The sequence below is a fragment of the Pseudomonas sp. GWSMS-1 genome (genome assembly GCF_049847425.1).
Lineage (GTDB): Bacteria > Pseudomonadota > Gammaproteobacteria > Pseudomonadales > Pseudomonadaceae > Aquipseudomonas.
Genome location: NZ_JBMHHV010000005.1, coordinates 1,518,128 through 1,538,346 on the forward strand (window position 1 = coordinate 1,518,128; position 20,219 = coordinate 1,538,346).

The 20,219-nt window shown below is 59.4% G+C and carries 14 protein-coding genes and 7 pseudogenes; 11 read left to right on the forward strand and 10 right to left on the reverse strand.

Annotated elements, in window-relative coordinates:
* Positions 1 to 5 precede the first annotated feature (5 nt).
* Positions 6 to 1,691 (reverse strand): two-component system response regulator, encoded by a 1,686-nt coding sequence (locus ACEPAJ_RS10565; protein WP_425914796.1) that lies wholly within the window; start codon positions 1,689 to 1,691, stop codon positions 6 to 8.
* 263 nt (positions 1,692 to 1,954) lie between these two features.
* On the opposite strand from ACEPAJ_RS10565, the gene ACEPAJ_RS10570 reads away from it, so the two are divergent.
* The 3 genes from ACEPAJ_RS10570 (at position 1,955) to ACEPAJ_RS10580 (ending at position 5,784) form a co-directional block, all read left to right on the forward strand.
* On the forward strand, positions 1,955 to 2,884 hold the full coding sequence (locus tag ACEPAJ_RS10570) for an esterase/lipase family protein (protein ID WP_425914797.1): 930 nt from the start codon (positions 1,955 to 1,957) through the stop codon (positions 2,882 to 2,884).
* A 48-nt stretch (positions 2,885 to 2,932) separates the two neighbouring features.
* Positions 2,933 to 4,003 carry a lipase secretion chaperone gene (locus ACEPAJ_RS10575; RefSeq protein ID WP_425914798.1) on the forward strand — a complete coding sequence of 357 codons (1,071 nt, stop codon included), beginning with the start codon at positions 2,933 to 2,935 and terminating at the stop codon, positions 4,001 to 4,003.
* Positions 4,004 to 4,110: 107 nt separating this feature from the next.
* Entirely contained in the window at positions 4,111 to 5,784 is a 1,674-nt protein-coding gene (locus tag ACEPAJ_RS10580; RefSeq protein WP_425914799.1) for a hybrid sensor histidine kinase/response regulator, read from the forward strand.
* On the opposite strand, the gene ACEPAJ_RS10585 is transcribed toward ACEPAJ_RS10580, so the two are convergent.
* The 5 genes and pseudogenes from ACEPAJ_RS10585 to ACEPAJ_RS10605 form a co-directional block, all read right to left on the reverse strand.
* Positions 5,753 to 6,178 (reverse strand): LuxR C-terminal-related transcriptional regulator, encoded by a 426-nt coding sequence (locus ACEPAJ_RS10585; protein ID WP_425914800.1) that lies wholly within the window; start codon positions 6,176 to 6,178, stop codon positions 5,753 to 5,755. The genes ACEPAJ_RS10580 and ACEPAJ_RS10585 overlap by 32 nt on opposite strands.
* 11 nt (positions 6,179 to 6,189) lie before the next feature.
* Positions 6,190 to 6,369, reverse strand: a complete 180-nt coding sequence (locus tag ACEPAJ_RS10590) for a hypothetical protein (RefSeq protein ID WP_425914801.1) — start codon at positions 6,367 to 6,369, stop codon at positions 6,190 to 6,192.
* A gap of 68 nt (positions 6,370 to 6,437) precedes the next feature.
* A pseudogene (locus ACEPAJ_RS10595) lies at positions 6,438 to 7,702 on the reverse strand (OmpP1/FadL family transporter).
* A 164-nt stretch (positions 7,703 to 7,866) separates the two neighbouring features.
* Positions 7,867 to 8,344, reverse strand: a pseudogene (locus ACEPAJ_RS10600) (hypothetical protein).
* A gap of 231 nt (positions 8,345 to 8,575) precedes the next feature.
* Positions 8,576 to 9,429, reverse strand: a pseudogene (locus ACEPAJ_RS10605) (sulfurtransferase).
* A 162-nt stretch (positions 9,430 to 9,591) separates the two neighbouring features.
* Here ACEPAJ_RS10605 and ACEPAJ_RS10610 point away from each other — a divergent pair.
* Positions 9,592 to 10,269: pseudogene (locus ACEPAJ_RS10610) on the forward strand (MnmC family methyltransferase).
* A gap of 201 nt (positions 10,270 to 10,470) precedes the next feature.
* On the opposite strand, the pseudogene ACEPAJ_RS10615 reads toward ACEPAJ_RS10610, so the two are convergent.
* A pseudogene (locus ACEPAJ_RS10615) lies at positions 10,471 to 11,524 on the reverse strand (SMP-30/gluconolactonase/LRE family protein).
* Positions 11,525 to 11,663: 139 nt separating this feature from the next.
* Between ACEPAJ_RS10615 and rnd the strand changes: the two are divergent.
* From rnd to ACEPAJ_RS10640, 5 genes and pseudogenes are all read left to right on the forward strand, one after another.
* Positions 11,664 to 12,795, forward strand: a pseudogene (rnd, locus tag ACEPAJ_RS10620) (ribonuclease D).
* Positions 12,792 to 13,085, forward strand: coding sequence for a YcgL domain-containing protein (locus ACEPAJ_RS10625; RefSeq protein ID WP_090253148.1), 294 nt, complete (start codon positions 12,792 to 12,794; stop codon positions 13,083 to 13,085). Before rnd ends, ACEPAJ_RS10625 begins: the two are co-directional and overlap by 4 nt.
* 29 nt (positions 13,086 to 13,114) lie before the next feature.
* The gene (locus ACEPAJ_RS10630; protein WP_425918003.1) at positions 13,115 to 14,047 is read left to right on the forward strand and encodes a D-2-hydroxyacid dehydrogenase; all 933 of its coding nucleotides are present in this window, start codon (positions 13,115 to 13,117) and stop codon (positions 14,045 to 14,047) included.
* Positions 14,048 to 14,134: 87 nt separating this feature from the next.
* Positions 14,135 to 14,584 carry a YcgN family cysteine cluster protein gene (locus ACEPAJ_RS10635; protein ID WP_425914802.1) on the forward strand — a complete coding sequence of 150 codons (450 nt, stop codon included), beginning with the start codon at positions 14,135 to 14,137 and terminating at the stop codon, positions 14,582 to 14,584.
* A 63-nt stretch (positions 14,585 to 14,647) separates the two neighbouring features.
* Positions 14,648 to 15,874 (forward strand): hypothetical protein, encoded by a 1,227-nt coding sequence (locus tag ACEPAJ_RS10640; RefSeq protein ID WP_425914803.1) that lies wholly within the window; start codon positions 14,648 to 14,650, stop codon positions 15,872 to 15,874.
* Here ACEPAJ_RS10640 and ACEPAJ_RS10645 read toward each other — a convergent pair.
* A pseudogene (locus ACEPAJ_RS10645) lies at positions 15,875 to 16,344 on the reverse strand (RNA methyltransferase). It abuts the gene before it with no gap.
* Between the two features lie 75 nt (positions 16,345 to 16,419).
* Positions 16,420 to 16,791, reverse strand: coding sequence for a YajD family HNH nuclease (locus ACEPAJ_RS10650; RefSeq protein ID WP_090241885.1), 372 nt, complete (start codon positions 16,789 to 16,791; stop codon positions 16,420 to 16,422).
* 125 nt (positions 16,792 to 16,916) lie between these two features.
* On the opposite strand from ACEPAJ_RS10650, the gene ACEPAJ_RS10655 reads away from it, so the two are divergent.
* Positions 16,917 to 17,219: a hypothetical protein gene (locus tag ACEPAJ_RS10655; RefSeq protein WP_425914804.1), complete on the forward strand. Its 303-nt coding sequence runs from the start codon at positions 16,917 to 16,919 to the stop codon at positions 17,217 to 17,219.
* 36 nt (positions 17,220 to 17,255) lie between these two features.
* Here the strand turns inward: ACEPAJ_RS10655 and ACEPAJ_RS10660 are convergent, their stop codons facing one another.
* Positions 17,256 to 19,286: a S9 family peptidase gene (locus tag ACEPAJ_RS10660; RefSeq protein WP_425914805.1), complete on the reverse strand. Its 2,031-nt coding sequence runs from the start codon at positions 19,284 to 19,286 to the stop codon at positions 17,256 to 17,258.
* Between the two features lie 297 nt (positions 19,287 to 19,583).
* On the opposite strand from ACEPAJ_RS10660, the gene ACEPAJ_RS10665 reads away from it, so the two are divergent.
* Positions 19,584 to 20,057 (forward strand): MFS transporter, encoded by a 474-nt coding sequence (locus ACEPAJ_RS10665; RefSeq protein WP_425918005.1) that lies wholly within the window; start codon positions 19,584 to 19,586, stop codon positions 20,055 to 20,057.
* The last annotated feature ends 162 nt before the right edge of the window (positions 20,058 to 20,219 follow it).

Genomic DNA, 20,219 nt, shown 5'->3' on the forward strand with positions numbered 1-20,219 from the left:
CTCGATTAGCGGTGTGCCTGAAGGTATTCACACAGCCCTTGAAATGGCATGGGTCTGCAGTAGAGGAAACCTTGCATGACTGAGCAGCCGAGGGCCAGTAGTTTGTTTGACTGTTCCTCAAGCTCCACGCCTTCGGCAATCAGTGCCAGGCCGAGCGCTTGGCCCATTCGCACAATGGCCTCGATAATTGCAGCGTCGCTGCTATCGGTCAGCATGTCGCGAACAAACCCCTGGTCGATCTTCAGTACATCGATCGGCAGTCTCTTCAAGTAGGTCAGGCTTGAGTAGCCGGTACCAAAGTCATCGATAGCAATATGCACGCCCATGGCCTTGAGTTCATTAAGCACGTCGCTGGCCATCTTAATATCGAGCGCCAGGACGCTTTCGGTGATTTCCAGCTCAAGCATTGATGGGGGCAGGGCGGTCTGCTCCAAGGCGTTTTTGACCATGCTCAGAAACCCGTCTTCGCGAAACTGGATCGCTGAGATATTCACGCTCACGGGTACGGTTAAGCCCAGGCTCAGCAGTTGTTTGGCGTCTTTACAGGCCTGTATCAGCACATAGCGGCCTATCGGGATGATCAACCCGGTTTCTTCAGCCAGGGGAATGAACTCTGCCGGTGAGACCAGTGTGGCATCACTCATGCGCCAGCGGATCAACGCCTCCATGCCGCAAATACGGCGGTTGAGTGCATCATATTTGGCTTGATAGAACACCTCGAAAACCCCTTGTTCCAGGGCATTACGCATATGCCCTTCAAGCAGGTGGCGTGCGCGCGAGATGTTCTCAAGACCTTGCGAGAAAAAGCGCTGACGATTGCGGCCAAGCTTTTTCGCCTGATACATGGCGGTATCGGCATGACGGTAGAGTGATGCAAAGTCTTGGCTGTCGTCCGGGAAAACACTCACCCCGGCGCTGGCCGTGATGTCATAGCGTTTTTCATGGATGTGCATTGGGCTGGCGATGGCGTCTAAAACCCGCGCTACAAAATCGCTGATGGCATCAAGACGTGTGACCTCAGAGAGCAGAATCAGAAATTCATCACCGCCACGCCGGCTTACCGTATCAATGCCCCGTGAGAACTGGGTTAAGCGCCGCGCCACCTCAGACAAAACCGCATCGCCTACGGCATGATCGACCGAATCATTGATGCTTCTGAAATTATCCAGATCGAGCATCAGCAAGACCACCTTGCTCGGGTTGCGTTTGGCCTTTTGCAACGCTTGCTCGGCACGATCCTGCAGAAGATTAAGGTTCGGTAAGCCGGTCAGTTCATCGTAATAAGCCAGGCGTTTGGCCTGTTGGCGTAAGTTCAGGTGGGCGCGAACATGAACGCGAACGACCGGGAGATTCAGTGGTTTTTGTATGAAGTCTATGCCGCCTAATTCCATTGCTTTTATTTCATTGGCCGCCTGTGTTTGTGCGGTTACAAACAAAATAGCGGCGTCACACAGCCTGGGGTCCGCCTTGATTGTGCGGCATAGCTGAAAACCGTCCATGCCGGGCATTTGGATATCCAGCAGAATCAGGTCAGGGCGGCAGCGTCTTGCAAGCTCAATGGCCTTATGGCCATTGCTGGCGATATGAACAGTGCCCAAGTCCTGCACCGCCTGGCTCAGTAGCAACAGGTCTCTGGGCTGGTCATCGACGATTAAAATTGTCGACACGGCAGTTGGCGTCGTCTCAATCATTTAACGGTGCTCCAGAAAATCCATTTCTGCCTGAAAGACTAGTAGATGAATCAGGGGCCGTTAGCGTCGGCGCTTCTCGATCCGATACACCAAGCGGTTGTGCATTGAGATACCGCAAAGGCCTTAGTGCAGGTACAGATTAAACTCGAGTGCCTGGCGCTCACCCATCTGGGCGATAGTCCAGCATGACAGGCTTCCTTACAGTGGTAGATACGCCGGACGCAGTATCCCGGCCTGCCAACAAGAAAAATAAGGAGGCACCCATGCGTCGCATTATTACAACTGCTTTAGCAGCCGCCGCCCTGGTCAGCGCGGTTGAGGCCCAGGCGGCTGGATACACGCAGACCAAATACCCGATTGTGCTGGTGCACGGTGTGACAGGTTTTGACACCATCGGCGGCTTGATCAATTACTTCCATACCATCCCATGGAACCTCGAGCGCGATGGCGCCAAGGTGTATGTCGCCAGCGTCTCTGCACTCAACGACAGCGAGCAACGCGGCGCGGCACTGGCGCAGCAAATCGTGCCGTGGGCCACTGCCAACGGCGGTAAGGTCAATTTGATCGGTCACAGCCAGGGTTCGCCCACCTCACGGGTGGCTGCTTCTCTAAGGCCGGACCTGGTGGCGTCGGTAACCTCGGTCAATGGCGTGAATAAAGGCTCGAAAGTGGCCGATGTGTTGCGCGGAGTCATCCCCGCAAATAGCGCCATTGAAGGCGGCGCGAATGGGCTGGCCAATGCCATCGGTGGGGTGATTAACCTTCTTTCCGGCAGCAACAATCCGCAAAATGGCTTGGCTGCGCTGAGGACGCTGACCACGTCGGGCACTGCTGCACTGAACAGCCGTCATCCATGGGGCGTGAACAACAGCAGTTACTGCGCCAAATCGACTGAAGTGCAGAACGTGCGTGGGTACAGCATTCGGTATTTCTCCTGGACGGGTAACACGTCTTACACCAACGTCTTCGATGCGGTCGATCCATTCCTGGCGATTACCGGCTTGGCCTTTGGCAGCGAGAAGAACGATGGTCTGGTTGGCGTTTGCTCCACCTACCTGGGGCAAGTGATTGGCGATGGCTACAACATGAATCATGTGGATGCGATCAACCATCTGTTCGGTATTCGTGGCTGGACTGAGCCCGTTTCGCTGTACCGTCAACACGCTAATCGCCTGAAAAACAAAGGCGTCTGACCGTCTTACCCGCGGGCTGTGCAATGCAGCTCGCGTTTTGGAGGTCCTATGGCCCTGTCGTTGCGCTCCACTGCTGCACTTATATTACTGGCCGGCTGCATTGCCGGCCTTACGCTTTATTGGCGCTGGCCCGCCGCTGAATTACCCATCGCGCCTGTGGCGTTAACTGCGGTCGCGGCGCCGCTCTCCGCCACACCAAGCCTTGCTCCGCAAACCATCAGGCCAACCCCGCCCGCTGTTAGCGCGCCTGCAACCTTGCCGGGTTTGCAGGGCACCGATGTCGACGGCGAACTCAAAGCGGACAGTGCGGGCAACCTGCAACTGAGCTTGGCGCTGCGCGATTATCTCGATTACTTCCTCAGCGCTGCTGATCAGGCCGGGTTGGAAACTGTGGTGGAAGCGATGCTGGCCGATGCGCGCAGGCGTTTGCCAGAGCCGGCGCTGGGGCAGTTTATGGACTTGCTGGGCGACTATATGGATTACAAACGTGCCAGCCTGGCGTTGCTGCAGCAGCCCTTGAGCACCGCTCAGCAAAGCACGCCGGACGGCCAACTGCTGGCCTTGCAACGGGCCTTCGAACAGCTGGCGCAGCTGCGTCGTGCCCACTTTTCCAGTGCCGCGACAGAAGCCTTGTTCGGCGCCGAGGAGGCCTATGGCCGTTATACCTTGGACAATCTAGCGCTTATGGCCCGCGATGATCTAAGCGAGCACGCTAAGGCTTTGGCCCAGGAGCGCTTGCGCGCTCAGCTACCTGAAGCCATGCGCGCCAGTGAGGCGCGTCAAGCCCAGGCGCAGGTAGTGCGTGCTCAGACAGAGACGCTCTGGCAGCAGGGCGTAAGCGAAGAGCAGGTGCGCCACTTCCTCGCATTGACCTATGATCCGCCCACGGTCGATCGCCTGCTCGCAGAGCAGCGCAACGAGCGCGCCTGGCAACAGCGTTATGCCACGTATCAGCAGGAACTGGCGAGTTTGCAGGGCACGGGCCTCAGTGCTGCAGATCAGCAGCAAGAACAGCAACGTTTGCGCCAGCGGCTATTCAGCGCAGCAGATCAGCACCGAGTGGAAACCTATGACGCCATCGCCGCTAAACGCCAGGCCAATCAACAGCCCGAGTTGTAGCCCATGAACCTCGCGCGTCAGGAAGCCCTGTTGTTGGCGCAGCAACGTCGGGTTACCGCCGACTGAGGTTTAGCGAGGCGCTGGAAGATGATTTTGTCGAGCACCGAGTGCAGCGCATTCGCCGCCGTTTGCTGCTGATCACCAGCACGGCAGTGCTCTTTCAGCTGGTCTACACCACTCTCGATCTGTTGCTGCTGAGCCCAGCAATCAGCCTTACCTTGCTCCCTGTGCGGTTGCTCGGCATGTGCGGCGCAGTGCTGGCCTTTATCTACTGCCGTCGCCCACAAAGCCCGCCGCGCCGGGCGTTGCTGGCCTATGTAGGCGCTTATGCGCTGAATGGTGCCTGCGTCGCAGCGATCATTCACTTGTGCTGGAGCCAGGGCATCGCCATGCCTTATGACGGGCTGTTTCTGGTGCTGCTATTTGGCTACGTGCTGCTGGGGGTGTCATTCCGTGCTGTGAGCCTGGCCTCCTGGGGGCTATGTGGGTTTTTCCTATTGCTGGGCTATGCCGTGACGGGCGGGAGCGTGGCGCTGGGTTATCAGGGGATGTTTCTGCTGTGCGCCAACGTGATTGGCAGTGTGGGAGCCTATATGCAGGAGCATGGTCAGCGCGGGGCCTGGCTCAATCTACGGTTGCTGGATCTGGCATGGCAGCGTGCCGAAGCCGACGATGCGCGCAAGCTGCGGCTGTTGGCGGCCGCCAGCCATGATCTTCGCCAGCCACTGAACGCGATGGGCTTGTATGCCCAACACCTGCTGGAGCAGAACCAGGCCCCCAGCGTGCACCGCATCAGCAGTCGCCTGGCTGTGGCCGTTGAGCAGCTCAGCCGGCTATTGCAGTCGCTATTCGACTACACCCGCTTGACCTTGCCCGGCGGCGTTCAGCCCAAGCCGGAGGTGTTTGCCTTACGCCCTCTGCTGGCGCGGCTGAGCGATGAAAGCCGTGCAGAGGCCGGCGCTTTGGGTATCGAGTTACAAATGCAATGCCCGGAACTTTGGGTACGCAGCGATCCGCTGTTGCTTGAGCGGGTACTGCGTAACCTGCTGAGTAATGCGTTGCGCCATGCCCAGGCGCGACATGTGTGGGTGCATGCGCGTGTGGAGCAGGGCGAGGTGCTGTTGGAAATCGGTGATGATGGCCAGGGCCTGAGTGCAGAAGAGCAGACACAGGTCTTTGAGGAATTTCGCCAACTGGATAACCCCGGTCGCCATGCCGAGCGCGGGCTGGGTTTGGGCTTGGCCATCGTCCAGCAGCTGGCGCAATTGTTGGGGCATGACCTGCAATTGCACTCAAGCCCAGGCGCGGGCGCGCAATTTATCGTGCAACTGCCGCAGGCAGAAGCGGGGCCATTGCAGGCCCCCGCAGCCCCCATCAATGCGTTGAAGGGGCACGTGTTGTTGCTGGAAGACGACGCGGCTGGGCGTCAGGCGCTGGCCGGGTTGCTGCAACGCTGGGGCTGTGAAGTGTGGGCGTGCGCCGACCTGGCGGATGCCTTGCAATGCTTGCCGCAGGCGCAGCCTCAGGTATTGATCAGCGACTATCGGTTGGCGGCCACCGAGGATGGGTTGCGCGCCATCGAGCGTTTGCGTGAGGAGGCTGGGCGAATGCTGCCGGCCTTGTTGATTACCGCAGATGTTGGCGCTGATCTGCAGGAGCGCTGCACCCGAGCCCATGTCACCTTACTCGCTAAGCCCTTGTTGCCGGCCCGCTTGCGCCAGGCTCTGGCGGTGCTGTTGCCTAAGGAGGTTAGAGCCAGCCCCGCTGTCGCGCCGCACTGACGCAGGCTGTTCGGGTGTGCACCGTGAGTTCCTGGAACAGTGTTTTCAGGTGAGTCTTCACCGTGTCTTCGGAGACGCCTAGCTGGCGGCTAATGGACTTATTTGGCAAGCCTTCGGCCAACAGCTGGAGAATTTCCAGCTGCCGCGGCGTGAGCTGTGGTTTGTCGCTCGTCTGCGGTACTGGCAGGGTTTCGCCCAGCAGCACGCGGGTGACGGCTTGGCGCAACTCATCACTGTTGGCACTTTTTGAGATAAACGCCAACGCGCCTGCCGCCTGCGCGGCCTGAGCATCAAGGCTGGAATCGCTGGCGCTGAGAATCGCTACTGGGGTCATGCGCCCCTGTTGTTGCCAGCGTTGGAGTAACTCCAAACCCGGCAAATCAGGCAGGCGCAAGTCCAGCAGAATCAGGTCGAAGGTGGTGTGCTGCAGGTAGGTTTCGGCGCAGCAGCGGATTCTGCGGTGCGAATTGTCAGCTTGGCGCAGAGCGGGGCGAGGGCCAAGCTGAGGCCGTCGAGGAATATCTGGTGGTCATCCACCAACAACAGGCTGAGCTGTTCGGGCAAGGCAGTGCAGAGTGCAGTCATAGGGCTGTCTCAGGCGGCTTTTTATTCTTGTGGTCGCCGCGCGAGTGTAACCCAAACCGCTGGTTGAATTAGAAGCGGTACGTCACTTGAGTGCCCAGGCCGTGGGCGCTGTTCCTATAGGTGGAGCGGTAGTTACCCTTGGTGGCGCTGGAGTGATTGATCTGGGTGTCTTCTTCCATGAGGTAGGAATAGGCCACGTCGATGGTCACATCATCATTCGGGCTCCAGGCGGTGCCAGGCTAAAGACCTTACGGTCGCCGGTCGGAATACGTGGCGAACGGTTGGTATTGTTGGTTGGCGACTGGTCTACAGCAAAGCCCGCGCGCAGGGTCCATTGGCGGTTCAGCTTATAGGCCGCGCCCACAGCGTGGGACCAGGTGTCGTGCCAGTTTTGTTCCTCGACAATATTGCCGAGGCTAGGATTCAGCGGCGCCGGTACGCCTTTGTTGACGGCGCGGATTTCTTCCAAACGGCTCCAGCGCGTCCAGGTGCTGCCGGCATATAGAGTCCAGTCAGCGTTAAGCTCGTGGGTGATTGAAAAATCCACTGACTCCGGAGTTTTTAGCACAAGTGTCGTATCGAACTTGCTACCGGAGAACTGGCCAAAGCCGCTGCCTTCAATCTGTGTATCGCCCTTGAGGGTGTAATCGACCATCGAATGGTAGGTCATGCCGATACGGCTTTGCTCATTGATCTCAAACAGTATGCCGAGGTTGAAACCCAGCGCCGTGTCATTCCCCTTAATTTTAACTTGCCCATCGTTGCGGCCTGGGGTTGCCCGGTTCGGAACGTATGAAGTCAGCTCACCATCAATACGGTTGATGGTCGGGCCAAAACCCACCGACAGCTGTTCATTGAAGCGATAGCTCAGGGTCGGTTGCAGGGTAATCACGCGTACTTCGCTGCGGTCGCCGTAATAACGACCCTGGAAGTTGCGCTCATAATCGGTCACCAGACCGAATGGCACATACATACCCAGGCCGAAGCTCCAGTTGTCGTTCAGCGGCTTGACGTAGTAGCCCATGGGCGCGCCGATAAACGGCACCATGTCGCCGTCATTGCTGCCTGGGAAGCTGCCGCTGGCGTTATCAATATCGGTTTTCGCGTAGATCAGCGCAAGACCGCCGCTGACTTGTTCGCGCTTGATGCGTGCCATACCGGCCGGGTTACCGAACACGGTGCTGGCGTCATCGGCAGAGGATGAACGGCCGGCGAAGGCGGTACCCATGCTGCTGATACTTTGTTCGTTGATGGCAAAGCCGCCGGCAACGCTATGACTGGCGGCAGTTGCAAGGGCAAGAAACAGGCTGGTCTTGACGACTCTTTTGGACACGGAGGAATCCTAGGTTTTAGCGGGACGCGGAAATTAACAACTTTCCCTGACCCTTGCCAGCCTTTGAGGTTCCCGAGATCGAGCAGAATTATGCGGTTAGTTAGCCGCTATCGTCGGCTAACTAGAGGCCGATTGTAGGACAACTGTTATGGCTTGTTCAGGCTTTAGGCCACCTGACTGAGGTTGCCGATGCAGCGTTGCCAGGCGGCGATAAAGTCTTTATTGCGGCCGTGGGGTTTGAACACCCGGCGCCAGACTTGCGCCATGCCGAGCAGGTCGTCGGCTGCTGGCAGTTCGCGATGCTCGGCCTCGATCAGCATCCAGGCAATGGCCGTGGCGTAGCGCAGGTTAACGGTCAGCTCTAGGTGCGGTGCGCTCAAAAAGGCATGTTGGCTGGCGAGGCCGCGCACCTGGCTGGCGAGTTCGGGGTCAACGCTAGATGTTGATCCAGAGCTGCTGGTGGCGTTGTGCGGTGATGCGATAAAGGCCATGGCCGTGTTTGTCATCGAGGACCGAGCCGAGTTCCGATTGGCTGGCTGCGGCGCCGAGCAATAAGGCTTCGGCGGCGATGGAGTGGCGACCCAAGTAGAGCAGGGTAGGGCGGATGATGTACTGGCTGATCTCGCAGGCGGCAATTCCCATAAAGCCCTCGATAGCAGATTACCGATGGGGCTGGGGCGCTGGCAGCTTCTGCTTATTTTGATAAAGGCCCCACCGGAAGCGGGGTTAGCCGCTTAAGTTGAAGTGTAGTGTGAGGTTATCGTTGTAAAAGATTGTTTTTAAATTGTTATAGGCTTTAGCTCGTTATCAATATTCCAGTTAATGCTAAGCAATGGCTGGCGTTGCCCTAGACGCATCGCCAGCCACAGGGCTTTAGTCGCCGGTGGCTACCGGGCGAGCAGGGTCGGTGATCCACTCACTCCAGGATCCGGCATACAGCGGGGCCAGTGGGTAGCCGGCCAGGCACAGGGCGAACAGGTTATGGCAGGCGGTCACGCCTGAGCCGCAGTAGGCGACCAGCTCATTGGCCGGACGCTCACCGAGTTGCGCGGCAAAGCGCTGATGCAACTGCTGCGGGCTTAAAAAGTGGCCGTCGCTGTCGAGGTTGTCAGTGAACACCGCACACTGCGCGCCAGGAATATGCCCGGCGACTGGGTCAATCGGTTCCACGTCACCCTTGAAGCGCGGCAGGCCGCGTGCATCCAGCAAGGTCAGTTGGCTATCGCCCAAACGTTGTTGCAGCTGCGCCGCGCTGACCAGCATGCTGCTATCGGTGCTGCCGTTGAATGTGCCAGGCGCTGGCGTCGGCAGGTCCTGAGTCAACGCCCCTCCAGCCTCGCGCCAGGCCTTGAGGCCGCCGTCGAGCAGGTACACACCGTCACGTTTACCCAGCCAGGCCAGCAGCCACCAAGCCCGCGCAGCAAACGCACCGGGGCCGTCGTCATACAGCACCACCTCGCTGTGTGTATTCAGCCCCATTCGCGCAGGCGTTGCAGCAGGTGTGCAGGCTCTGGCAGCGGGTGGCGACCGGTGATGCCTTTATGGATCGGCCCGGACAGGTCGCGCTCCAGGTCAGCGAACTGCGCACCGGGGATATGCCCTTCGGCGAAGCTGCGCTGGCCGTAGGCCAAGTCATCCAGCGCAAAGCGGCAATCGAGAATCAGCAGGTCGGGTTCAGCAAGGCGTTGTTGTAGCTGGGCGGCGCTGATCAGTTGGGCGAGGGGCATGTCAGTCATCCTGTTGGCAAAGGGGCTGCGCGCATCATAACCTTGGGTTTTAGCGGTCAAGATGGCCTGTGCAGAAGAATTTCTCTCAATAGACGCTGCATCGTGGCCCTTTTATGTGCATGCTGCCTGCCCGTTTTGTTCTGACCTAGGTTGCCGCGCCCCATGAAACGCTTTGTCTTGCTCGATACCGCCCCTATCCCTGATGGCTCTGGCGCACTGTGCCTGTTCGAGTATGGCGAAGACTTTGTGATCAAGATTGCCGGCGGCGATGGCGGTCAGTTGATGAACACACGCATGCACGGCTCCGAAGATGCGCTGGCGGCAATTCCCTGCAAAAAGGTCGCGGGCGGCCGGATTCGCGGGTGCTGATCGGTGGTCTGGGCATGGGCTTTACCCTGGCTACGGCGTTGCAGAACCTGGGCAAGACTGCTGAGGTGGAAGTGGCCGAGTTGGTGCCTGCGTGGTGGAGTGGAACCGTGGCCCGCTGGGCGCCAAGGCCGGTTATCCGATCCTCGATCCGCGTACGCGGTGATCAGGACGATGTGGCCAATTGCCTGAAAAACGCCGATCAGCGTTATGACGCGATCATGCTGGATGTGGACAACGGCCCAGAAGGCCTAACCCAGAAGCGCAATAGCTGGCTGTATTCCGCCAGGGCCTGCAGCGCTGCTACCAGGCATTGCGTCCAAGGGCGTATTGGCGGTGTGGTCGGCGAGTGCCGACCGGGTATTCAGCGACAAGGTGCGCAAGGCCGGCTTCAAGGTAGAAGAAGTGCAGGTCTATGCCCACGGCAACAAGGGCACTCGGCACACCATCTGGATCGCGGAAAAGAGCAAATAGGCAAGTCCCTAACATTAAAAAGCCCGGCAACTAAGCAGTTACGCGGGCTTTTTTACGAGCTTAGAACCTAGTCAACGCTTCGCGAGCTAGGGCCATGCAAGGCAAAAACAGGCGAGGAACGGAGTGTACGAGTGTACATGAGCATCCGAGCCTGTTTTTAACGCAGCAGGGCCGACGCGCAGCAGGCGTTGGGCAGGTTCTTTAGCGAATTTTCAGCTTGCCGATGCGGTCATTATCCAGGCTACCGAAGTACAGGTAGTCACCCACCGCTTGACCGAGGTGATCATTGCGTAAATGCGTGCCACTGGTGTCGTGCAGGCTCTGGGTGATTTCCCCGCGTTCGTTGAGGCAATGGCAAAACCATAGGGCACGGCCTTGGGCCAAAGCGCACGCGCAACTTAGCCATCTGCGTTTTCAGCCATGGATAACGGTGCAGGAAGTCAGCGTCGGCTTTACGCGGAGTTGGCAGGGCCACCAGAAGGTGCCGTTGCGGTCGCCTTGGAGGTTGTCCGGCAGGCCGGGCAGGTTGTCGATAAAGATGTCGTGGGAGCCGGCTTGTCGCCGCTCAGCCAGTAACGGGTAATGCGGTAGCGGTAGGTTTCGTTGACCAACACAAAGTCTTCAGCCGCGGACAGCGCAACGCCGTTGGCGAAATACAGATCCTTGAGCAGCACCTTGGTTTCGCCGTTGGCTGGGTTGTAGCTGAGCAGCGACCATGGGCGGGCTTCGAGCAGGTCGAGCAGGTAATCCGGCTGTTCAAAACGCGCGGAGGGCATCGCTGAAATAAATGGTGCCGTCGCGGCAATATCCAGGTCATCGGGAACTTGAAGGGCACGCCTTCGGCTTTCTGTTGTAAGCACTGTGATCTTGCCCTGGCCATCGATACTGAGCAGGCCCTTATAAGCGTCAGCCACGATCAGGTTGCCGCTGGCGTCAAAGTCCATGCCCAGGGGCCGGCCTTGGGTGTTGGCGAAGGTTTCCCGCGGCCATCAAGCGTGATCCGCACGACTCTGCCGTCATGCAAGCCGCTGTAGACCTGGCCCAGGGCGTCCACGGCAGTGTCTTCTGGGCCATGCACCTGGCCGCGGCCGAGCAGCTCGGCTTTCATCAACGTGTCGTTGGGCTCCAGCACGCCGGTCATCGTCGGAGGGGCCGGCGCGTCCCAGGCCAACGGGTCAATTGGGCTGGGCGTGATGACGAGGTAGATCGCCATTGCCGCGATCAGGGCCACAAGCAGGCCAAACAGTTTTTTCATTGTTGTTATTCCCTGTAGTGAAGGTGCTCACATGTACGTGCCGGGCAGAATAACGCTTATGCGCTTTACCGCGCATCGTGAATGCCCGGCTATGGGGTGTGGCGATATATACTGCGCCGCATTCTTGATGGAGAGCCGTGTGGCGATTGATATTCAGTGGATTGGTGATGACGCCAGCCTGGCGCAGCATTGTGCAACCTGGCGTACGCTGGCGTTTGTGGCGGTTGATACCGAGTTTATGCGGGTCGACACCTTTTACCCGATTGCCGGCTTGCTGCAGGTCAGCGAAGGCGAGCGGGCCTACCTGATTGATCCACTGCTGATCAGCGACTGGACCCCCTTTGCCGATTTGCTGCAAGACCCAGCGGTGGTCAAGGTGCTGCACGCCTGCAGTGAAGACTTGGAAGTCTTCCTGCGCCTGACGGGCAGCCTGCCGGCGCCCTTGTTCGATACCCAACTGGCGGCGGTTACCTCAACCTCGGCTTCTCCATGGGCTATTCGCGCCTGGTACAGGCCGTGCTGAATATTGATCTGCCCAAAGGTGAGACCCGCTCCGACTGGTTGCAGCGGCCGTTATCGGCCAACCAGGTGAGCTATGCGGCCGAAGACGTGGTGCATTTGGCCGAGGTGTATACCCGGCTCAAGGATCAGCTGTCCGCCGAGAAATATGCCTGGGTACTGGAAGACGGCGCTGAACTCGTCGCCAACCTCACCCGTGAGGTCGACCCCGAGTTGGCTTACCGCGAAGCCAAATTGGCCTGGAAACTCTCACGCCAACAGTTGGCCGTGCTTAAAGCGCTGTGCACCTGGCGCGAAGTCCAGGCGCGCCAGCGCAACCAGCCGCGTAACCGCATCCTTCGTGAGCATTCGCTGTGGCCATTGGCCCGTACCCAGCCGGATAACCTGGTGGCCCTGGCGCGGATAGAGGACATGCACCCGAAGACCGTACGCCAGGACGGTGAATTTATTCTGCAATTGATCAAGCAGGCTGCAGCCACGCCAGCCGCAGAATGGCCTGAGGCGTTACCTGAGCCGTTACCGTTGGAGGTCTCGTCACTGCTGAAGAAGCTGCGGGCCATCGGTCAGCGCGAAGGTGAGCGCCTTAACATCACCCCCGAACTGATGCTGCGCAAGAAAACCTCGAAGCCCTGCTGAAAACCGGCTATCCCAATGGGCCCTACCAGTTGCCGGAGTCGCTGCGCGGCTGGCGGCGTGAATTGATGGGCCAGGCGTTGCTGGATTGCCTGGCTGCAAACGGAGAGTCCGCGTGAAACGTATTTGCTCAATCTACAAAAGCCCACGCAAGAACGAGATGTACCTCTACGTGCTGCGCAGCGATGGTCTTAAGCGCGTGCCAGAAAACCTGCTGCTGGCCTTCGGCCCGCCGGCACTTGCATTTGAAATGGTGCTGACACCCGAGCGCGTCCTGGCCCGCGAAGACATCCACAAGGTGCTAGCCAACCTCGACGAGCAGGGCTATCACCTGCAAATGCCACCGCCGGAAGACGAGTACATCGAGCACCTGCCGGATGAACTGCTGCGCCGTAACGACCCGATGTAAACGGCATGCATGCGACTGCGAAGGCCCCACTGCGTGTATTGATTGCTGAAGCGGAGCACGCGCTCTATGCCGAGCTGCTGCGCGAGCAGGCCCCTGAGCTTGAATTGCGTGGCAGTGATAAGCCCAGCGCGTTGGCCGACTATGCCGCCAACGGTGCAGTCTGGCTGGGCCAGCCTGACCTGCTTGTACCGTTACTGCGCCAGGGTTTTCAGCCGCAGTGGCTGCAATCGACCTGGGCCGGTATCACACCGCTGCTGGCGAGGGGCTTGCCGACAAATTATCCGCTGACCCGCGCCGTGGGCATTTTCGGTCAGGTGATGGCCGAGTATGTGCTCTGTCACGTGCTGGCCCATGAGCGCCAGCTGTTAGCCCGGCTGGCGGCGCAGGTCGAGCAGCGTTGGGACAATCGCCAACCGCACAGCCTTAATGGGCGCCGCGCCTTGATCATCGGCACGGGTGATATTGGCCTGAGCGTCGCGCAGTTTCTTGCGCCATTTGGTATCGAGCTGTTCGGCATCGCCAGCCAGCCACGGCATCTGCCACCGTTTCGACAGGTGGCGGGGCTCGATGAGCTGTCGCGCCTGGCGGGCGAGGCCGACTACTTGATCAATCTGCTACCGGACACCCCGGCTACCCGCGACATCTATAACGGGGTGTTCTTTGCCTGCTGCAAACCGAGCGCGCTGTTTATCAATGCCGGACGTGGCGTCGCGGTGGTCGATGTCGATCTGGTCGCAGCGCTGCACCAGGGCCAGTTGGCCGGTGCGGTGATTGATGTCTGCCGAGAGGAACCGCTGCCCGCGGGTCATCCGTTCTGGGATGCGCCGCGCCTGTTGCAGACCGGGCACAGCTCGGCACCCACTGACCCGCGCCTGCTGGTGCAGTTGTTTGTCGACAACCTGGGGCGTTGGCAGGGCGGTAACGCGTTGCGCGGGCAGGTGGATTTTGCCCGCGGCTATTAACCCACCCTCCATTCGGCATGCCGCCCTTGGCCGCTGCTGGCCAAGCGGCTAGACTGCCGGCCTTTTCGCCCTTCACGTACCCTCGCCATGGCCGCCAAAGTCGAACCCTTCTGGAAACGTAAAACCCTCGAACAACTTAATCAGGACGAGTGGGAATCGCTGTGCGATGGCTGCGGCCTGTGCTGCCTGCAAAAACTTGAGGATGAGGACGATGGCAGCGTGTATTACACGCGCATCGCCTGCAAACTGCTCGACCTAGATACCTGTCGCTGCACCGACTACAGCAACCGGCGCACGTTCGTCGCCGACTGCATCCAACTTACACCGGCCCAGGCTGACCAGTTTCAGTGGCTGCCGCCCACCTGCGCGTATCGTTTGGTGAGCGAAGGTAAGGACCTGTTGCTCTGGCACCACTTGGTCTGCGGTGATACCGAACAGGTGCATAAACAGCGTATTTCCCAGGCCGGGCGCATGCTCAGCGAAAACAGCGTGGCCGAGGATGAGTGGGAAGACCACATGATCTTCCGCTCGAGCTGAACCGCACGTCAGTCACGCTGCCTAAACTCATCTGCGCCAATGAACAGCCTGTGGAGGCCTGCCATGTCGATTCGCCGTGTGTTGTTGTCTGTCGTTTTACTCAGCCTGAGCACACCGCTGTGGGCGAAGAAAGTCGACTTGGATTATCGCGTGCGCTTCCTGCCGGAGACCGAGCAGGCCGAAGTCAGCCTGACCCTGGCCGACGGCGCACCGGTGCTTAGCCTGGCATTCAATTTAGGTCAGCAGGGCGTCTACAGCGATTTCAAGGCCGACGGCCAGTGGACCCAAGACAAGCCCGAACTCGGTACCTGGCAGCCGGCCAAAGGTAAATCGACCCTAACCTATCGCGTGCGCGTCAACCACGAACGCAGCCCAGGCCGCTTCGATGCACGGATGACTAAAGACTGGGCCTTGCTGCGTGGTGACGATCTGGTGCCGGCAGTAACGCTGCGTCAGGAAGACAAAACCGAACTGGTTTCGCGCCTGCTATTCGATCTGCCCAAGGGCTGGAAAAGCGTCGAAACAGGCTGGCCACGTATCGGTAAGAACAAGTTTCGGGTTGATAATCCGCAGCGCAAGTTCGACCGGCCGACGGGTTGGATCGTTGCCGGCAAAGTGGGTACGCGCCGCGCCAAGCTGGGTGAGACCGATGTGGCGATTGCTGCACCCGTGGGCGAGGGCATGCGACGCATGGACGTGCTGACCCTGCTGACCTTTGTGTGGCCACAAGCTCAGGAAGTGTTCCCGCGCGACCCCAGCAAGCTGTTGATTGTCGGGGCTGGCGATCCGATGTGGCGTGGCGGTCTTTCGGCCGCCAACTCCTATTACATGCACAGCGCTCGTCCGCTGGTCAGCGAGAACGGCACCAGCTCCCTGGTGCACGAGCTTGTGCATGTATTCAGCCGTATCCGTGCCCGTGATCGCAGTGACTGGATTACCGAAGGCATCGCCGAGTACTACGCCATCGAGCTGATGCGCCGCGCGGGCGGCCTGAGCGAGGAGCGCTATCAGAAAATTCGTGAACAGCTGATTGGCTGGAGCAAGCCGGTAAAAAGCCTGCGTACCGACAACTCCAGCGGTCCGGTCACCGCACGCGCCGTTCTGTTGCTGCAGGAGCTGGATCGAGAAATCCGCCAAGCCACCAAAGACAGCACCCAGCCGCGCTCGTTAGATGACGTCACCCGCGGCCTGATGCGTCTGGATAAAGCCACTACCAAAGACTTTATCGAAATCAGCGAAAACGTTATGGGCGGCGCCTCCGACGTGCTGGACAGCAAGCTGTTGCACTAACTACTTGAGGCCCAACCCGGATTTGGTGTTCAAGCCCTTGGCCATGCGGTCGTAGAGCACCACATTGACGGTCGCAGCGAGGTTCATGCAGCCCTGGGTGGGGATGTAGATCACGTCCTCACACCAGTCGAGGACTTCCTTGCTCAGCGAACCGTCTTCGGGCCGAAGATGTAGATGGCGCGGTCGGGGTGGGTGTACTGCGGCAGTGGCCGGGCGCCTTCGACTAGTTCCACGGCCACCGGCGTACAGCCGATGGGAATGATCTGTTGCAGGTCTTCAACGCCGATCAGCGGAATATCCATATAGATGCGCTGGGTGTCGGTGACGAAGTCGCGGGCCCGCGCATAGCGCTTGCCGCTGTAGAACACTGAGGCCGCGCCATAGCAGCCTGCCGCACGCATGACCGAGCCGACGTTCTCTGGGGATTTTGGGTTGAACAACCCGATGCAGCTGTATCGTTTGTTTGCCACGTGTCCGGCCTTTTCTGTGCCTTACGGCAACCAAGATTAAAGGCCGGGGATTATACGGGGTGGGTAGGCTGGGGCCTATTCTTTGCTCTTCAGCCGTGCTGCTAGGTCGGCAAAGGGGTTGTGCGTGGCCTGAGCCGTCTTCGGCGTGCTGAGCGAGCCTTCACTGAAGTACTGCTGGTCGGTGTAGCGCGAATGCTCATTGTCATGGCAGAACAGGCACAGCAGCTCCCAGTTGGAACCGTCCTGCGGGTTGTTGTCATGGTTGTGATCGCGGTGGTGTACGGTCAACTCGCTTAGGCGCTTGCCGGCGAACTCGCGTGCACAGCGGCCGCAGACGTGTGGGTACATTTTTAACGCTTTGTCGCGGTAGCCTTCCTCACGCGAGCGCTGGGCATCGGCGAGGATGCGGTCAAGCTTGGCGGTGGCGGGTGATTTATCGCTGCTCATCGGGAGTCTCGTGAATTGTGCCTGTGTGCCCAGTCTAGCCTTGCCGGCGATCAGTGAGAACTGCCAGTTCGGCACTTAAGCGCTTACCTGTGGCCTAAGTGAATACCTGTTCATGGAGATGCTATATGCGCCGGATCATTTTGCTCGTTGTCCTGACTACCCTGGCCAGCACGTCGTTATTTGCTCAGCAACCTATTGGGAATCCGCTTCCTGAACCGGCGACAGGTGCGCCCGGCACGGCCACACCGCACCCTTATGGAATGCCTGCGGCGCCACGGCACCTGCCGAGCATGCCGGCTAACAGCGTGCCGCTGCTTAAGCAGCCACCTTTGCAAGAGCGCTCGCAGAACCGCCGCGATCAAGACCAGCAGCTGTTGCGTGAGCAACGCGAGCGCAATGCACAACCGCGGAAAAAGCCCGCCGAGTGAGCGATCGCTTTCGCTGCGCGAGCACTTTTTGCGGCCTCAGTGCAAGCCGAGCACCTTGAGAATAAAGGCGTACTCCAGGGCAACATCCTTAAGCGCCTGATAGCGCCCACTCATGCCGCCATGGCCGGCGTCCAGATCAGTCTTCAAAAGCAACAGGTGGCTGTCGGTCTTGTGCGCCCGCAGCTTGGCCACCCACTTGGCGGCTTCCCAATATTGCACGCGGCTGTCGTTGTAGCCGGCCACGGCGAGGATCGCCGGATAAGCCTGGGCCTGGATATTCTCGTAAGGCGCGTAGCGTTTGATTCGCTCGAATACTTCAGGCTCGCTCGGGTCACCCCATTCGTCGTATTCGGTGACGGTCAGCGGAAGGTCGGGGTTCTGCATGGTGTTGAGCACATCGACAAACGGCACCTCTGCGATGGCGGCCGCAAACAGTTCCGGGCGCTGGTTAAGCACGGCACCAATTAACAGGCCGCCGGCGCTGCCGCCGCTGATAACCAGTTGTTCGGCCTGGGTGTAGCCGCTGTTGATCAGGTGTTCGGCGCAGGCAATAAAGTCGCTGAACGAGTTGTGCTTATGCTGCAGCTTGCCGGCGCGGTACCAGGCTTCGCCCAATTCGCCGCCACCGCGCACATGGGCAATGGCAAAGACAAAGCCGCGTTCGAGCAGCGACAGGCGCGCGTGGGAGAACCACGGGTCGAGGCTTTCGCCGTAAGCGCCGTAGCCATACAAGTAAAGCGGCGCACTGCTGCCCAGTACCTCGCGTTTGGCCACCAGGCTGATCGGCACCTGAGTGCCGTCTGCCGCTGTCGCCCACACGCGCTGGCTGACATAGCTGTCAGCATCAAACGGGCCGAGTACCTGGGTTTGCTTGAGCACCTGCTGCGTGCCGCTAGCCAGTTCCAGCTGGCGCACTTGCGCGGGGCGGTTGAGTGCTTCGTAGCGCAGGCGAATTACTGTGCTGTCGAACTCCAGGCTGTCCTGCACATACAGGCTGTAGGCCGCGTCGGGTAACTGCACGCGGTAGGCCGTTTGCCCTTGCGGTTGTACCTCGATGATCGGCAGGCCGTTTTCGCGCAGGCTAAGTACCAGCGCGTGCTGATTGAGGCTGACACCTTCGAGCATTACCAGCGGATCATGCGCGCGCAGCAGGTGCCAGTGCTGGCGAGCCGGGTTTGTAGCGGGGGCGCTGAACGGGGCGAAGTTAATACCATCTTGGTTACTGCGAATCAGCCAGCACCACTGACCGTCGAGCATGCCGTGGTCGATGTCGTATTCATGACCGTCTTCGCGCGGGGCCACACAGCAGAAGCTTTCTTGCGGTGTGGCGGCATCCAACACCCAGGTTTCGCTGGTGGTTTTGCTGCCCAGCTGCAAAATCAGCTGGCGTTCCGAGCTGCTGCGGTAGCAACTGAGGAAAAAACGCCCATCTGGCTCATTGAACACCAGCTCGGCCGCGTCAGTACCAAGTGTGTGGCGATAGAGTTTGTGCGGGCGGTGGGTATCGTCCAGCTCGCCGAAGAACAGGGTCTGGTTGTCATTGGCCCAGGTCATACTGCCGTCGCAGTCGGCGAACGGCAGCTCGATCACGCTGTCGTCGGCCAGCTCTTTGACGAACAGCTCGTAGGTTTCCTCACCGCTGGTGTCCAGGCTGTAGGCCAGCCGCTGATGATCTGGGCTGATGCTAAATGCCCCCAACGAGATAAACCCGCCATCTGCTAGTGCATTGGGGTCGAGCAGCAACTGCTCACTGTGTTCATCGACGTTCAGTGTGCCGTCGGCCGGTTTACGGCAGCGATAATGCCGTGGGTATTCGTCCCCAGCGGTGGTGCGCTGGTAATACAGGTAAGGCCCCCAAGGCGAAGGCAGGCTTAGGTCCGTTTCACGGATGCGGCCCTTGATCTCCTCAAACAGCGCTTCACGCAGGGGTAACTGTGCGCTGAGCTGCGCCTCTAAATAGGCATTTTCAGTCTTGAGATAATCGAGCACCTCGTCACTGTCGCGGTTTTCCAGCCAGCGATAAGGGTCGGCGGCGTTATCGGCGCGGGCGATAGGGGCGTGTGACATGGGGTAACTCCGTTAGATGACGGCCAACAGCGGGGACGCCGAAGAATCTGTACAAAACCTGCTGCGCGTCGGCCCTGCTACGTTAAAAACAGGCTCGGACTGCTCATTTACAACTTGTAAACTCCGCGTCCTCGCCTGTTTTTGCCTTGCATGTCTCTAGCTCGCGAGCTTTTGAACAGGTTCAAAGCAGGCAAAAGCCGTTATCATAAGCGCCACTTCGCCCGTCGGCTGCTGAAATCTGCGTGCTTCTGTATCTGCGAGTCAGCAGCCCTATTAATGCCAGAGAATTTGCGTTTTATGACTGAAAACGACTACCTGCTTGCCTGGGGTGCCTATCTAGTTGCAGCACTCGGCTGTCTGTTGGTGTGGTTTTGTCTGACCAGCTGGATGTGGCGCTACGTGCGCGAGCCGCTGCGCGTGCTGGTTCTGGTGTTGTTGTTCAGCCCGACCATCGTTGACCCTGGCAAAGATCAGTTCGCCCCAGCGATCGCCATCACCGCCATGGACCTGCTGCTGGATGTGGGTAACAACGCCTGGCGTGCGGTGGCCGACCTGAGCATGTACGGCTTGATCGCGTTTGTCCTGTACCTGCTGTTTGTGGCCATTCGTTGGCCTGTGGAACGCTGGTGGCAGGCACGCAAAGGCCCCGCGCCGATTGCCGATGACGAGCCGACCCTGCGCGAGATGATGGCGCGCGATGCTGATGACTCAGAAGACACCCGCTACGATGCCCGCGGCGACCGCCGTATGCGCGTAGAACCCCGTCTGTAGGCGGCACCGTCGGCCTTGCCTGTCAGTAGGCCCAACGGTCATGTGCGCTGTCTCTTTGCTCCCGACCCCAAGGGATATGATGAAGCGAGCCGTTTGTTGTGGCGCGCTCTGATGGGTTTTTTATCATTGGCGCCTAAGCGCCCGGAGGCCAGATTGCGGCTA